The sequence below is a fragment of the Pseudomonas sp. SK2 genome (assembly GCF_016772395.1).
In the GTDB taxonomy this organism is placed as follows: domain Bacteria; phylum Pseudomonadota; class Gammaproteobacteria; order Pseudomonadales; family Pseudomonadaceae; genus Aquipseudomonas; species Aquipseudomonas taiwanensis.
In genome coordinates this window covers 143,777-157,247 of the sequence record NZ_CP061944.1, presented here as the reverse complement: position 1 = coordinate 157,247, position 13,471 = coordinate 143,777, and the positions used below count along the sequence as shown (strand labels likewise).

Sequence of the window (13,471 nt, the reverse complement as noted above, 5' to 3'; positions counted from 1 at the left end):
ACCAGTGAAAGTGCGTGCCAGTCTATCTATCACATATCCGAATTTTTAAAGAACGATCTGACAAAAGTCAGAAATCAACATTCGATCTGAATGTTCATTTCTAAGTTCTGAGCAGCTGTACAACCTGAAAGAGTGGTGGAGCCAAGCGGGATCGAACCGCTGACCTCCTGCGTGCAAGGCAGGCGCTCTCCCAGCTGAGCTATGGCCCCGTGTGTTCTAGGCCGCACCAAGTAATTGGTAGGTCTGGGCAGATTTGAACTGCCGACCTCACCCTTATCAGGGGTGCGCTCTAACCAACTGAGCTACAGACCTATAACAGGGTCGCGTTACAGCATCGTCTTTATACAAAGAATCAAGCAATTCGTGTGGGAGCTCATCAGCAGGCTGATGTCGTCGATTAAGGAGGTGATCCAGCCGCAGGTTCCCCTACGGCTACCTTGTTACGACTTCACCCCAGTCATGAATCACACCGTGGTAACCGTCCTCCCGAAGGTTAGACTAGCTACTTCTGGTGCAACCCACTCCCATGGTGTGACGGGCGGTGTGTACAAGGCCCGGGAACGTATTCACCGCGACATTCTGATTCGCGATTACTAGCGATTCCGACTTCACGCAGTCGAGTTGCAGACTGCGATCCGGACTACGATCGGTTTTGTGAGATTAGCTCCACCTCGCGGCTTGGCAACCCTCTGTACCGACCATTGTAGCACGTGTGTAGCCCAGGCCGTAAGGGCCATGATGACTTGACGTCATCCCCACCTTCCTCCGGTTTGTCACCGGCAGTCTCCTTAGAGTGCCCACCATAACGTGCTGGTAACTAAGGACAAGGGTTGCGCTCGTTACGGGACTTAACCCAACATCTCACGACACGAGCTGACGACAGCCATGCAGCACCTGTGTCAGAGTTCCCGAAGGCACCAATCCATCTCTGGAAAGTTCTCTGCATGTCAAGGCCTGGTAAGGTTCTTCGCGTTGCTTCGAATTAAACCACATGCTCCACCGCTTGTGCGGGCCCCCGTCAATTCATTTGAGTTTTAACCTTGCGGCCGTACTCCCCAGGCGGTCAACTTAATGCGTTAGCTGCGCCACTAAAATCTCAAGGATTCCAACGGCTAGTTGACATCGTTTACGGCGTGGACTACCAGGGTATCTAATCCTGTTTGCTCCCCACGCTTTCGCACCTCAGTGTCAGTATCAGTCCAGGTGGTCGCCTTCGCCACTGGTGTTCCTTCCTATATCTACGCATTTCACCGCTACACAGGAAATTCCACCACCCTCTACCGTACTCTAGCTCGCCAGTTTTGGATGCAGTTCCCAGGTTGAGCCCGGGGCTTTCACATCCAACTTAACGAACCACCTACGCGCGCTTTACGCCCAGTAATTCCGATTAACGCTTGCACCCTCTGTATTACCGCGGCTGCTGGCACAGAGTTAGCCGGTGCTTATTCTGTCGGTAACGTCAAAACAGCAAGGTATTAGCTTACTGCCCTTCCTCCCAACTTAAAGTGCTTTACAATCCGAAGACCTTCTTCACACACGCGGCATGGCTGGATCAGGCTTTCGCCCATTGTCCAATATTCCCCACTGCTGCCTCCCGTAGGAGTCTGGACCGTGTCTCAGTTCCAGTGTGACTGATCATCCTCTCAGACCAGTTACGGATCGTCGCCTTGGTGAGCCATTACCTCACCAACTAGCTAATCCGACCTAGGCTCATCTGATAGCGCAAGGCCCGAAGGTCCCCTGCTTTCTCCCGTAGGACGTATGCGGTATTAGCGTTCCTTTCGAAACGTTGTCCCCCACTACCAGGCAGATTCCTAGGCATTACTCACCCGTCCGCCGCTGAATCAAGGAGCAAGCTCCCGTCATCCGCTCGACTTGCATGTGTTAGGCCTGCCGCCAGCGTTCAATCTGAGCCATGATCAAACTCTTCAGTTCAATACTGCTTGGGTTTTTAAGAAACCCTAAACTTGGCTCAGCAATCTCAAATGACTATGTGATTTCTCGCATGGCCACTTGTGATGCTGATAATCTTTGTGACTATCAGTCCGTACTCACAAGCACCCACACGAATTGCTTGATTCGATTTGTTAAAGAGCGTTTGGCTAAGAGCGTTTCGTCTCAACCGAGGCGCGCATTCTACGCTTTCCTCATTTGCTGTCAAGCGTTTATTTTGAAGTTTTTTGCGAGAAACTCGTTTAGCTTCAAACACTTAACTCGCTGCGATCTCTCGTAGCGGGAGGCGAATAATACAGCATCCAGAAATGCTGTCAACCCCCTTTTCCTTGCCAGCCCCTCGGCTGTCCAGGACGAAGCATCTGCTTCTACTTAAAGACAAAACCCCTACCTGCTCGCGCAGATAGGGGTTTTGCGAAATGAATCTTGACGATGACCTACTCTCACATGGGGAAACCCCACACTACCATCGGCGATGCATCGTTTCACTACTGAGTTCGGGATGGGATCAGGTGGTTCCAATGCTCTATGGTCGTCAAGAAATTCTGTTGCCAGAATGTCGTGTAAACACTCTTGGCCAATTCGGATATGTGAATTTGTGGTCTTGCGAACTTTCGGTCGTTTCGTCTTCACCACCGCAATCTGCGTCAGCAAATTGCTTGGGTGTTATATGGTCAAGCCTCACGGGCAATTAGTATTGGTTAGCTCAACGCCTCACAGCGCTTACACACCCAACCTATCAACGTCGTAGTCTTCGACGGCCCTTTAGGGAACTCAAGGTTCCAGTGAGATCTCATCTTGAGGCAAGTTTCCCGCTTAGATGCTTTCAGCGGTTATCTCTTCCGAACATAGCTACCCGGCAATGCCACTGGCGTGACAACCGGAACACCAGAGGTTCGTCCACTCCGGTCCTCTCGTACTAGGAGCAGCCCCTCTCAAATCTCAAACGTCCACGGCAGATAGGGACCGAACTGTCTCACGACGTTCTAAACCCAGCTCGCGTACCACTTTAAATGGCGAACAGCCATACCCTTGGGACCGGCTTCAGCCCCAGGATGTGATGAGCCGACATCGAGGTGCCAAACACCGCCGTCGATATGAACTCTTGGGCGGTATCAGCCTGTTATCCCCGGAGTACCTTTTATCCGTTGAGCGATGGCCCTTCCATACAGAACCACCGGATCACTAAGACCTACTTTCGTACCTGCTCGACGTGTTTGTCTCGCAGTCAAGCGCGCTTTTGCCTTTATACTCTGCGACCGATTTCCGACCGGTCTGAGCGCACCTTCGTACTCCTCCGTTACTCTTTGGGAGGAGACCGCCCCAGTCAAACTACCCACCATACACTGTCCTCGATCCGGATAACGGACCTGAGTTAGAACCTCAAAGTTGCCAGGGTGGTATTTCAAGAATGGCTCCATGAGAACTGGCGTCCCCACTTCAAAGCCTCCCACCTATCCTACACAAGCAAATTCAAAGTCCAGTGCAAAGCTATAGTAAAGGTTCACGGGGTCTTTCCGTCTAGCCGCGGATACACTGCATCTTCACAGCGATTTCAATTTCACTGAGTCTCGGGTGGAGACAGCGCCGCCATCGTTACGCCATTCGTGCAGGTCGGAACTTACCCGACAAGGAATTTCGCTACCTTAGGACCGTTATAGTTACGGCCGCCGTTTACCGGGGCTTCGATCAAGAGCTTCGCTTGCGCTAACCCCATCAATTAACCTTCCGGCACCGGGCAGGCGTCACACCCTATACGTCCACTTTCGTGTTTGCAGAGTGCTGTGTTTTTAATAAACAGTCGCAGCGGCCTGGTATCTTCGACCGACATGGGCTTACGGAGCAAGTCCTTCACCCTCGTCGGCGCACCTTCTCCCGAAGTTACGGTGCCATTTTGCCTAGTTCCTTCACCCGAGTTCTCTCAAGCGCCTTGGTATTCTCTACCCGACCACCTGTGTCGGTTTGGGGTACGGTTCCCAGTTATCTGAAGCTTAGGAGCTTTTCTTGGAAGCATGGCATCAACCACTTCGTCGCCTAAAGGCAACTCGTCATCAGCTCTCGGCCTTAAGATCCCGGATTTGCCTAAGATCTCAGCCTACCACCTTAAACTTGGACAACCAACGCCAAGCTGGCCTAGCCTTCTCCGTCCCTCCATCGCAATAACTGGAAGTACAGGAATATTAACCTGTTTTCCATCGACTACGCTTTTCAGCCTCGCCTTAGGGACCGACTAACCCTGCGTCGATTAACGTTGCGCAGGAAACCTTGGTCTTTCGGCGTGGGAGTTTTTCACTCCCATTGTCGTTACTCATGTCAGCATTCGCACTTCTGATACCTCCAGCAAGCTTCTCAACTCACCTTCACAGGCTTACAGAACGCTCCTCTACCGCGTCATCAAAGATGACACCCGTAGCTTCGGTGCATGGTTTGAGCCCCGTTACATCTTCCGCGCAGGCCGACTCGACTAGTGAGCTATTACGCTTTCTTTAAAGGATGGCTGCTTCTAAGCCAACCTCCTAGCTGTCTAAGCCTTCCCACATCGTTTCCCACTTAACCATGACTTTGGGACCTTAGCTGACGGTCTGGGTTGTTTCCCTTTTCACGACGGACGTTAGCACCCGCCGTGTGTCTCCCATGCTCGGCACTTCCAGGTATTCGGAGTTTGCATCGGTTTGGTAAGTCGGGATGACCCCCTAGCCGAAACAGTGCTCTACCCCCTGGAGTGATACATGAGGCGCTACCTAAATAGCTTTCGAGGAGAACCAGCTATCTCCGAGCTTGATTAGCCTTTCACTCCGATCCACAGGTCATCCGCTAACTTTTCAACGGTAGTCGGTTCGGTCCTCCAGTCAGTGTTACCTAACCTTCAACCTGCCCATGGATAGATCGCCCGGTTTCGGGTCTATACCCAGCGACTAAACGCCCTATTAAGACTCGCTTTCGCTACGCCTCCCCTATTCGGTTAAGCTCGCCACTGAATATAAGTCGCTGACCCATTATACAAAAGGTACGCAGTCACCTAACAAAGTAGGCTCCCACTGCTTGTACGCATACGGTTTCAGGTTCTATTTCACTCCCCTCTCCGGGGTTCTTTTCGCCTTTCCCTCACGGTACTGGTTCACTATCGGTCAGTCAGTAGTATTTAGCCTTGGAGGATGGTCCCCCCATGTTCAGACAAAGTTTCTCGTGCTCCGTCCTACTCGATTTCATTGACAAGAGATTTTCGTGTACGGGGCTATCACCCACTATGGCCGCACTTTCCAGAGCGTTCCACTAATCTCAAATCAACTTAAGGGCTGGTCCCCGTTCGCTCGCCACTACTAAGGGAATCTCGGTTGATTTCTTTTCCTCAGGGTACTTAGATGTTTCAGTTCCCCTGGTTCGCCTCTTGCACCTATGTATTCAGTACAAGATAACCAGCTTGTGCTGGCTGGGTTCCCCCATTCAGAGATCTCTGGATCACAGTCTGTTTGCCGACTCCCCAAAGCTTATCGCAGGCTACCACGTCTTTCATCGCCTCTGACTGCCAAGGCATCCACCGTATGCGCTTCTTCACTTGACCATATAACCCCAAGCAATCTGGTTATACTGTGAAGACGACATTCGCCGAAAATTCGCATGTTGCTCAATTAAGAGCAGAACTCACAAATTTTACCTTAGCCTGACATCACACCAGTGAAAGTGCGTGCCAGTCTATCTATCACATATCCGAATTTTTAAAGAACGATCTGACAAAAGTCAGAAATCAACATTCGATCTGAATGTTCATTTCTAAGTTCTGAGCAGCTGTACAACCTGAAAGAGTGGTGGAGCCAAGCGGGATCGAACCGCTGACCTCCTGCGTGCAAGGCAGGCGCTCTCCCAGCTGAGCTATGGCCCCGTGTGTTCTAGGCCGCACCAAGTAATTGGTAGGTCTGGGCAGATTTGAACTGCCGACCTCACCCTTATCAGGGGTGCGCTCTAACCAACTGAGCTACAGACCTATAACAGGGTCGCGTTACAGCATCGTCTTTATACAAAGAATCAAGCAATTCGTGTGGGAGCTCATCAGCAGGCTGATGTCGTCGATTAAGGAGGTGATCCAGCCGCAGGTTCCCCTACGGCTACCTTGTTACGACTTCACCCCAGTCATGAATCACACCGTGGTAACCGTCCTCCCGAAGGTTAGACTAGCTACTTCTGGTGCAACCCACTCCCATGGTGTGACGGGCGGTGTGTACAAGGCCCGGGAACGTATTCACCGCGACATTCTGATTCGCGATTACTAGCGATTCCGACTTCACGCAGTCGAGTTGCAGACTGCGATCCGGACTACGATCGGTTTTGTGAGATTAGCTCCACCTCGCGGCTTGGCAACCCTCTGTACCGACCATTGTAGCACGTGTGTAGCCCAGGCCGTAAGGGCCATGATGACTTGACGTCATCCCCACCTTCCTCCGGTTTGTCACCGGCAGTCTCCTTAGAGTGCCCACCATAACGTGCTGGTAACTAAGGACAAGGGTTGCGCTCGTTACGGGACTTAACCCAACATCTCACGACACGAGCTGACGACAGCCATGCAGCACCTGTGTCAGAGTTCCCGAAGGCACCAATCCATCTCTGGAAAGTTCTCTGCATGTCAAGGCCTGGTAAGGTTCTTCGCGTTGCTTCGAATTAAACCACATGCTCCACCGCTTGTGCGGGCCCCCGTCAATTCATTTGAGTTTTAACCTTGCGGCCGTACTCCCCAGGCGGTCAACTTAATGCGTTAGCTGCGCCACTAAAATCTCAAGGATTCCAACGGCTAGTTGACATCGTTTACGGCGTGGACTACCAGGGTATCTAATCCTGTTTGCTCCCCACGCTTTCGCACCTCAGTGTCAGTATCAGTCCAGGTGGTCGCCTTCGCCACTGGTGTTCCTTCCTATATCTACGCATTTCACCGCTACACAGGAAATTCCACCACCCTCTACCGTACTCTAGCTCGCCAGTTTTGGATGCAGTTCCCAGGTTGAGCCCGGGGCTTTCACATCCAACTTAACGAACCACCTACGCGCGCTTTACGCCCAGTAATTCCGATTAACGCTTGCACCCTCTGTATTACCGCGGCTGCTGGCACAGAGTTAGCCGGTGCTTATTCTGTCGGTAACGTCAAAACAGCAAGGTATTAGCTTACTGCCCTTCCTCCCAACTTAAAGTGCTTTACAATCCGAAGACCTTCTTCACACACGCGGCATGGCTGGATCAGGCTTTCGCCCATTGTCCAATATTCCCCACTGCTGCCTCCCGTAGGAGTCTGGACCGTGTCTCAGTTCCAGTGTGACTGATCATCCTCTCAGACCAGTTACGGATCGTCGCCTTGGTGAGCCATTACCTCACCAACTAGCTAATCCGACCTAGGCTCATCTGATAGCGCAAGGCCCGAAGGTCCCCTGCTTTCTCCCGTAGGACGTATGCGGTATTAGCGTTCCTTTCGAAACGTTGTCCCCCACTACCAGGCAGATTCCTAGGCATTACTCACCCGTCCGCCGCTGAATCAAGGAGCAAGCTCCCGTCATCCGCTCGACTTGCATGTGTTAGGCCTGCCGCCAGCGTTCAATCTGAGCCATGATCAAACTCTTCAGTTCAATACTGCTTGGGTTTTTAAGAAACCCTAAACTTGGCTCAGCAATCTCAAATGACTATGTGATTTCTCGCATGGCCACTTGTGATGCTGATAATCTTTGTGACTATCAGTCCGTACTCACAAGCACCCACACGAATTGCTTGATTCGATTTGTTAAAGAGCGTTTGGCTAAGAGCGTTTCGTCTCAACCGAGGCGCGCATTCTACGCTTTCCTCATTTGCTGTCAAGCGTTTATTTTGAAGTTTTTTGCGAGAAACTCGTTTAGCTTCAAACACTTGACTCGCTGCGATCTCTCGTAGCGGGAGGCGAATAATACAGCGTTTTAAAACGCTGTCAACCACCTCTTTCAGCGCTTCCGATTGCTTTCTAAACGCTCAACCTGTTGATTAACAAGGAGTTTTTCGTTTCGACTGCGTCGGAAGTGGGGCGCATTATAAGGGGATTCGAGAGGCCGTCAACCTTTTAATTCCAAGAAACTTCAATACCGCTTAAAAAGCCAAGCGGGGAGGCCTGACGGCCTCCCCGCTTAGCGCTCACCTTCCATCACCTCAAAGCACACCCGCATCACGCAATCGCTGGACCTCACCCGCATCCAATCCCAACAGCTGATGCAATACGGCCTCGGTGTGCTCACCCAACAGAGGCGGCGCATGACGGTATTCCACTGGCGTCTGCGATAACCGAATGGGACTAGCCACCTGGGGCACCTTGCCTGCCAACGGGTGATCAAGACTCACTGACAACCCTCGAGCGACCACCTGCGGATCCTGGAACATCTGCGCCAGATCGTTGATCGGCCCACACGGCACGCCTGCTGCCTCCAGCTGACTGACCCACTCGGCCGTGGTCTTGAACACAGTAGCCTGACGGATCAATGGGATCAGCTCGGCCCGGTTGGCGACGCGCTGCTTATTCGTTGCGAAACGCGGATCGTCAGCCCACTGTGGCTGCCCAGCCACTTCCGCAAACTTGCGGAACTGCCCATCGTTGCCCACGGTAAGGATGAAATCGCCATCCGCGGTCGGGAAATCCTGATAAGGCACGATATTTGGGTGAGCGTTGCCCAACCGCTTTGGCGGGATGCCTGTCGTCAGGTAGTTCATCGCCTGGTTGGCCAGGCAGGCCACCTGCACATCCAGCAGCGCCATATCGATGTACTGCCCGGTACCGGACTGGTCGCGGTGGGCGAGGGCGGCGAGTATCGCCACAGTGGAGTACAACCCGGTCAATATGTCGGTCAGGGCCACACCCACCTTTACCGGACCCGCCCCCTCCTCACCCTCGGGTCGCCCGGTCAGGCTCATCAGCCCACCCAGCCCCTGGATCATGAAGTCATAGCCAGCACGCTTGGCATAAGGCCCTGTTTGGCCAAACCCGGTAATCGAACAATAGATGAGCGTCGGGTTCACCGCCTTGAGGCTTTGATAATCCAACCCATAAGCCGCTAGCCCGCCAACCTTGAAGTTCTCGATGACGATGTCCGACTTGGCCGCAAGCTCACGCACCAGGCGCTGCCCCTGGGGCTGCGTGAAGTCGATGGTCACCGATCTTTTGTTGCGGTTGGCCGAGAGGTAATAAGCCGCCTCGCTGGTGTTTTCACCTTGGACGTCCTTCAGGAAAGGAGGCCCCCAAGCCCTTGTATCGTCGCCGCTGCCTGGCCGCTCCACCTTGATCACATCAGCACCAAGGTCGGCCAGGATCTGGCCGGCCCAGGGCCCGGCCAACACACGCGAAAGGTCTAGCACCCGCAAATGTGAAAGCGCGCCCATGGGCTGGCTCCTCGATCAGTAGAAGGCCTGAATGCCGGTCTGCGCACGCCCGAGGATTAGTGCATGCACGTCATGCGTGCCCTCGTAGGTGTTGACGACCTCCAGATTCACCAGATGACGCGCAACCCCGAATTCGTCAGAGATGCCATTGCCACCCAACATGTCGCGCGCCATGCGCGCAATGTCCAGGGCCTTGCCACAGGAGTTGCGTTTCATGATCGAGGTAATCTCGACGGCGGCCGTGCCTTCGTCCTTCATACGACCCAGGCGCAAGCAACCCTGCAGCGCCAGCGTGATTTCTGTCTGCATGTCGGCCAGCTTCTTCTGGATCAACTGGTTGGCAGCCAGTGGGCGCCCGAACTGCTGACGATCCAGAGTGTACTGGCGCGCAGTGTGCCAACAGGCTTCAGCAGCCCCAAGGGCGCCCCAAGAGATGCCGTAGCGTGCCGAGTTCAAGCACGTGAACGGGCCTTTCAGGCCACGGACATCCGGGAAGATGTTTTCCTCAGGCACGAAGACGTTGTCCATCACGATCTCGCCGGTAATCGACGCACGCAGGCCAACCTTGCCATGAATCGCCGGGGCACTGAGGCCCTGCCAACCTTTCTCCAAGACGAAACCACGAATATCGCCCGCATCATCCTTGGCCCACACCACGAACACATCGGCGATCGGGCTGTTAGTGATCCACATCTTGCTACCCGTAAGGCGATAGCCGCCTTCAACCTTCTTGGCACGGGTAATCATCGAACCTGGGTCGGAACCATGGTTAGGCTCGGTCAACCCGAAGCAACCGACCCACTCACCGCTGGCCAGCTTGGGCAGGTACTTCTGCTTTTGTGCCTCGGTGCCGAACTCGTTGATCGGCACCATCACCAAGGACGACTGAACACTCATCATCGAACGATAGCCCGAGTCGATGCGTTCCACCTCGCGGGCGATCAGGCCATAGCACACATAATTGAGACCGCTGCCACCGTACTGCTCCGGGATGGTCGCACCCAGCAGGCCGACCTCGCCCATCTCGCGGAAAATCGCTGGGTCTGTCCGCTCATGCCGGAAGGCTTCCAACACACGGGGCGCCAACTTGTCCTGGGCGAACTGATAAGCGCTGTCACGCACCATGCGCTCTTCTTCAGTGAGCTGCTGATCGAGCAGCAGTGGGTCGATCCAGTTGAAGCTTGCTTTACCAGCCATGAGCGAGATCCTCGAAATAGGGGAGGTAGTTCTTGTGCCCTTGATCCTAGGCCTGATCTGCGCCCTCTACAAACGAGGATTGCGCACCATTAAGTGATAATTTGTCACTCCGTAGCCAGCAGACTCCTTATACCGCCTGCCGAACGAGTGAGGTTGACGTACATGCGCCGCAAGATACCCAGTACCGCCGCCCTGGTTTGCTTCGAGGCAGCAGCCCGCCACGAAAGCTTCACCAAGGCCGCACATGAACTTGCCCTGACACAAGGCGCCGTTTGTCGGCAAATAGGCGGCCTGGAGGCATTCCTGAACGTCGAGCTGTTCCGCCGCTCTCGACGCGGCGTAAAGCTAACCGAGGCAGGTTTGTCCTACAGTCGGCAAGTCGCCGCGCAGCTAGACGCGGTGGAACGCGATACCTTGTCGGTCATGCGCCAGCAGGGCGCGAACGTAATCGAATTGGCGGTGGTGCCAACTTTCGGCACACAGTGGTTGCTGCCCCGACTCAAGGACTTCCAGCAGCGCACCCCCGATGTCACCGTCAACCTGACCAACCGCACTCGGCCCTTCCTGTTCGCCGATACAGCCTTTGACGCCGCCATCTATTTTGGTGATGCCGATTGGCCTGGTACCCAGGCTCACCGCCTAATGGGCGAAAATCCAGTCCCTGTGTGCAGCCCAAACCTGCTGGGCGGGGAGGGCAGACTGGACGCGCGGCGCATCGCCGAGCTCCCTTTGCTGCAGCAGACCACCCGCCCCTATGCCTGGAGGCAGTGGTTCGGCAGCCTGGGCATTAATGTCGAAGGCGACATGACAGGCCCACGCTATGAACTATTCTCCATGCTTGCCCAAGCAGCCATGCATGAGATGGGGGTTGCGCTCATCCCTCCATTTTTGATTCAGCACGAGCTGGATGAGAGTAGGCTGGTGCAGGCCAATGGGCACGCGCTGACGAGCGACAAGGCCTATTACCTCATGATCCCTGAACGCAAGGTCGAATCCGCTTCCCTGCGCGCATTCCGCGACTGGCTACTGCAACAGGCGCAACTGTTCACGGCAGCGCAGACGGGCAGAACGCCTTCCCGACCTTTGTAGTCAATTATTTTTAACACCTACAGATATAATTATTTGTCGCAAAACAGCAAACTGTTCAGGTGAACCGAAAAAGCTGCTGAAAGCTGCCAAGGACGCGGCCTCCAGCAGTATTTGCGACATTTGCAGGCCTGTCAGCGAAATCTCTGCAAAAAATTTCAAAATTTCCCCTAATCTGCCAATTGCCCGTATTTGACGGGCTGCATCCCGCCCCTTGCGACATACGGTCACAGGGTGACTTGTAGTTTTAAGTTCGTATCGCTTCAGAACCGGTTGAAGGGCTCCGGGTTCGTCTGCAAAATGCTTCGCCCGCCCGTAAACAGGCGGCTCGGCGCTTATCGGCCACACCAGCGCACCACCCGTAGTGCGCTGGATTCACAAAGACAAAAGGTCACCGCAGGAGACAAAGTCGTGCACATTGGTGTTCCTCTCGAGACGCAGACCGGTGAGACAAGGGTCGCTGCGACCCCAGAAACCATCAAGAAACTGATTGGCCAAGGCCATCAGGTCACCGTCCAACGGGGGGCAGGGCTTAACGCCAGCATTCCGGACAGTGCCTATGAGGCCGTGGGAGCTTCCCTGGGAAGCGCTGCCGATGCCTACGGCGCCCAATTGGTCCTCAAGGTCGTTGCCCCCAACGACGAGGAGCTTGCGCAGATCAACAGTGGCAGCCTCCTGGTGGGCATGCTCAACCCCTTCAACAACGAGCTGATCGCCAAGATGGCCGAGCGCGGTATCACCGCCTTCGCCCTGGAAGCCGCACCTCGCACGTCACGGGCTCAAAGCCTCGACGTGCTGTCGTCGCAAGCCAACATCGCCGGTTACAAGGCCGTGCTGCTGGCAGCTCACCACTACCCGCGCTTCATGCCGATGCTCATGACTGCCGCCGGCACCGTGAAGGCCGCCCGTGTCCTGATTCTTGGCGCAGGCGTAGCTGGCCTTCAGGCCATCGCGACGGCCAAACGCCTGGGCGCAGTGATCGAGGCTTCGGACGTTCGCCCCGCGGTGAAGGAGCAGATCGAGTCGCTCGGCGCCAAGTTCATCGACGTGCCCTACGAAACCGATGAAGAGCGTGAGTGCGCCGAAGGGGTAGGCGGTTATGCGCGTCCGATGCCGGCCAGTTGGATGCAGCGCCAGGCTCAGGCCGTACACGAACGCGCCAAACAGGCCGACATCGTCATCACCACCGCACTGATCCCCGGCCGCAAGGCACCGACCCTGCTCAGCGCCGAAACCGTGGCGCAGATGAAGCCGGGCTCGGTGGTCATCGACCTGGCAGCCGCCCAAGGCGGCAACTGCCCGCTGACCGTTGCCGATCAAGTAGTGATGGAGAACGGTGTGACCATCGTTGGCCCCACCAACTTGCCCGCTCAGGTCGGTGCCGATGCCTCGGCGTTGTACGCACGCAACCTGCTGGACTTCATGAAGCTGCTGTTCGACAAGGACGGCGCGCTGGTCATCAACCTCGAAGACGACATCGTCGCGGCCTGCCTCATGTGCCGTGATGGCCAGGTCGTCCGCAAGAACGGCTAAGGAGCACGACAATGGAAGACATGCTGATTTCCCACGGCATCTACAACCTGATCATCTTCGTGCTGGCCATTTATGTGGGCTACCACGTGGTCTGGAACGTCACCCCGGCGCTGCACACACCGCTCATGGCGGTTACCAATGCCATCTCCGCCATTGTCATCGTCGGCGCCATGCTGGCCGCCGCACTGACCGTTACCCCGGCCGGCAAGCTGATGGGCACCCTGGCCGTGGCGTTGGCCGCGGTGAATGTGTTCGGTGGTTTTTTGGTCACCCGACGCATGCTTGAGATGTTCAAGAAGAAAACCAAGAACGAAGGGCAGAAGTAAGC

At 54.9% G+C, this 13,471-nt stretch carries 5 protein-coding genes, 4 tRNA genes and 4 rRNA genes; 3 read left to right on the top strand and 10 right to left on the bottom strand.

The features are described 5' to 3' along the window. Positions 1-133 precede the first annotated feature (133 nt). From IF103_RS00735 to IF103_RS00690, 10 genes are all read right to left on the bottom strand, one after another. Positions 134-209, bottom strand: a tRNA-Ala gene (locus IF103_RS00735). A gap of 26 nt (positions 210-235) precedes the next feature. Further along, a tRNA-Ile gene (locus tag IF103_RS00730) sits at positions 236-312 on the bottom strand. Between the two features lie 86 nt (positions 313-398). Next, a 16S ribosomal RNA gene (locus IF103_RS00725) occupies positions 399-1,935 on the bottom strand. 442 nt (positions 1,936-2,377) lie between these two features. Then, positions 2,378-2,493 (bottom strand): 5S ribosomal RNA (rrf, locus tag IF103_RS00720). 130 nt (positions 2,494-2,623) lie between these two features. Continuing rightward, a 23S ribosomal RNA gene (locus IF103_RS00715) occupies positions 2,624-5,515 on the bottom strand. Positions 5,516-5,757: 242 nt separating this feature from the next. Beyond that, positions 5,758-5,833: transfer RNA gene (locus IF103_RS00710), tRNA-Ala, on the bottom strand. 26 nt (positions 5,834-5,859) lie between these two features. Further along, a tRNA-Ile gene (locus tag IF103_RS00705) sits at positions 5,860-5,936 on the bottom strand. Positions 5,937-6,022: 86 nt separating this feature from the next. Then, positions 6,023-7,559: ribosomal RNA gene (locus tag IF103_RS00700) — 16S ribosomal RNA — on the bottom strand. Together the 16S, 23S and 5S rRNA genes with 4 tRNA genes alongside form the textbook arrangement of a ribosomal RNA operon. Before the next feature lie 547 nt (positions 7,560-8,106). Next, positions 8,107-9,327: a CaiB/BaiF CoA transferase family protein gene (locus IF103_RS00695; protein ID WP_023378069.1), complete on the bottom strand. Its 1,221-nt coding sequence runs from the start codon at positions 9,325-9,327 to the stop codon at positions 8,107-8,109. A 15-nt stretch (positions 9,328-9,342) separates the two neighbouring features. After that, the gene (locus IF103_RS00690) at positions 9,343-10,524 is read right to left on the bottom strand and encodes an acyl-CoA dehydrogenase (RefSeq protein WP_023378068.1); all 1,182 of its coding nucleotides are present in this window, start codon (positions 10,522-10,524) and stop codon (positions 9,343-9,345) included. Positions 10,525-10,686: 162 nt separating this feature from the next. On the opposite strand from IF103_RS00690, the gene IF103_RS00685 reads away from it, so the two are divergent. The 3 genes from IF103_RS00685 (at position 10,687) to IF103_RS00675 (ending at position 13,469) form a co-directional block, all read left to right on the top strand. Further along, the gene (locus IF103_RS00685) at positions 10,687-11,613 is read left to right on the top strand and encodes a LysR family transcriptional regulator (protein ID WP_202675799.1); all 927 of its coding nucleotides are present in this window, start codon (positions 10,687-10,689) and stop codon (positions 11,611-11,613) included. Positions 11,614-12,021: 408 nt separating this feature from the next. After that, on the top strand, positions 12,022-13,143 hold the full coding sequence (locus tag IF103_RS00680) for a Re/Si-specific NAD(P)(+) transhydrogenase subunit alpha (RefSeq protein WP_023378065.1): 1,122 nt from the start codon (positions 12,022-12,024) through the stop codon (positions 13,141-13,143). Between the two features lie 11 nt (positions 13,144-13,154). Then, positions 13,155-13,469: an NAD(P) transhydrogenase subunit alpha part 2 gene (locus IF103_RS00675; protein ID WP_023378063.1), complete on the top strand. Its 315-nt coding sequence runs from the start codon at positions 13,155-13,157 to the stop codon at positions 13,467-13,469. Positions 13,470-13,471 lie beyond the last annotated feature (2 nt).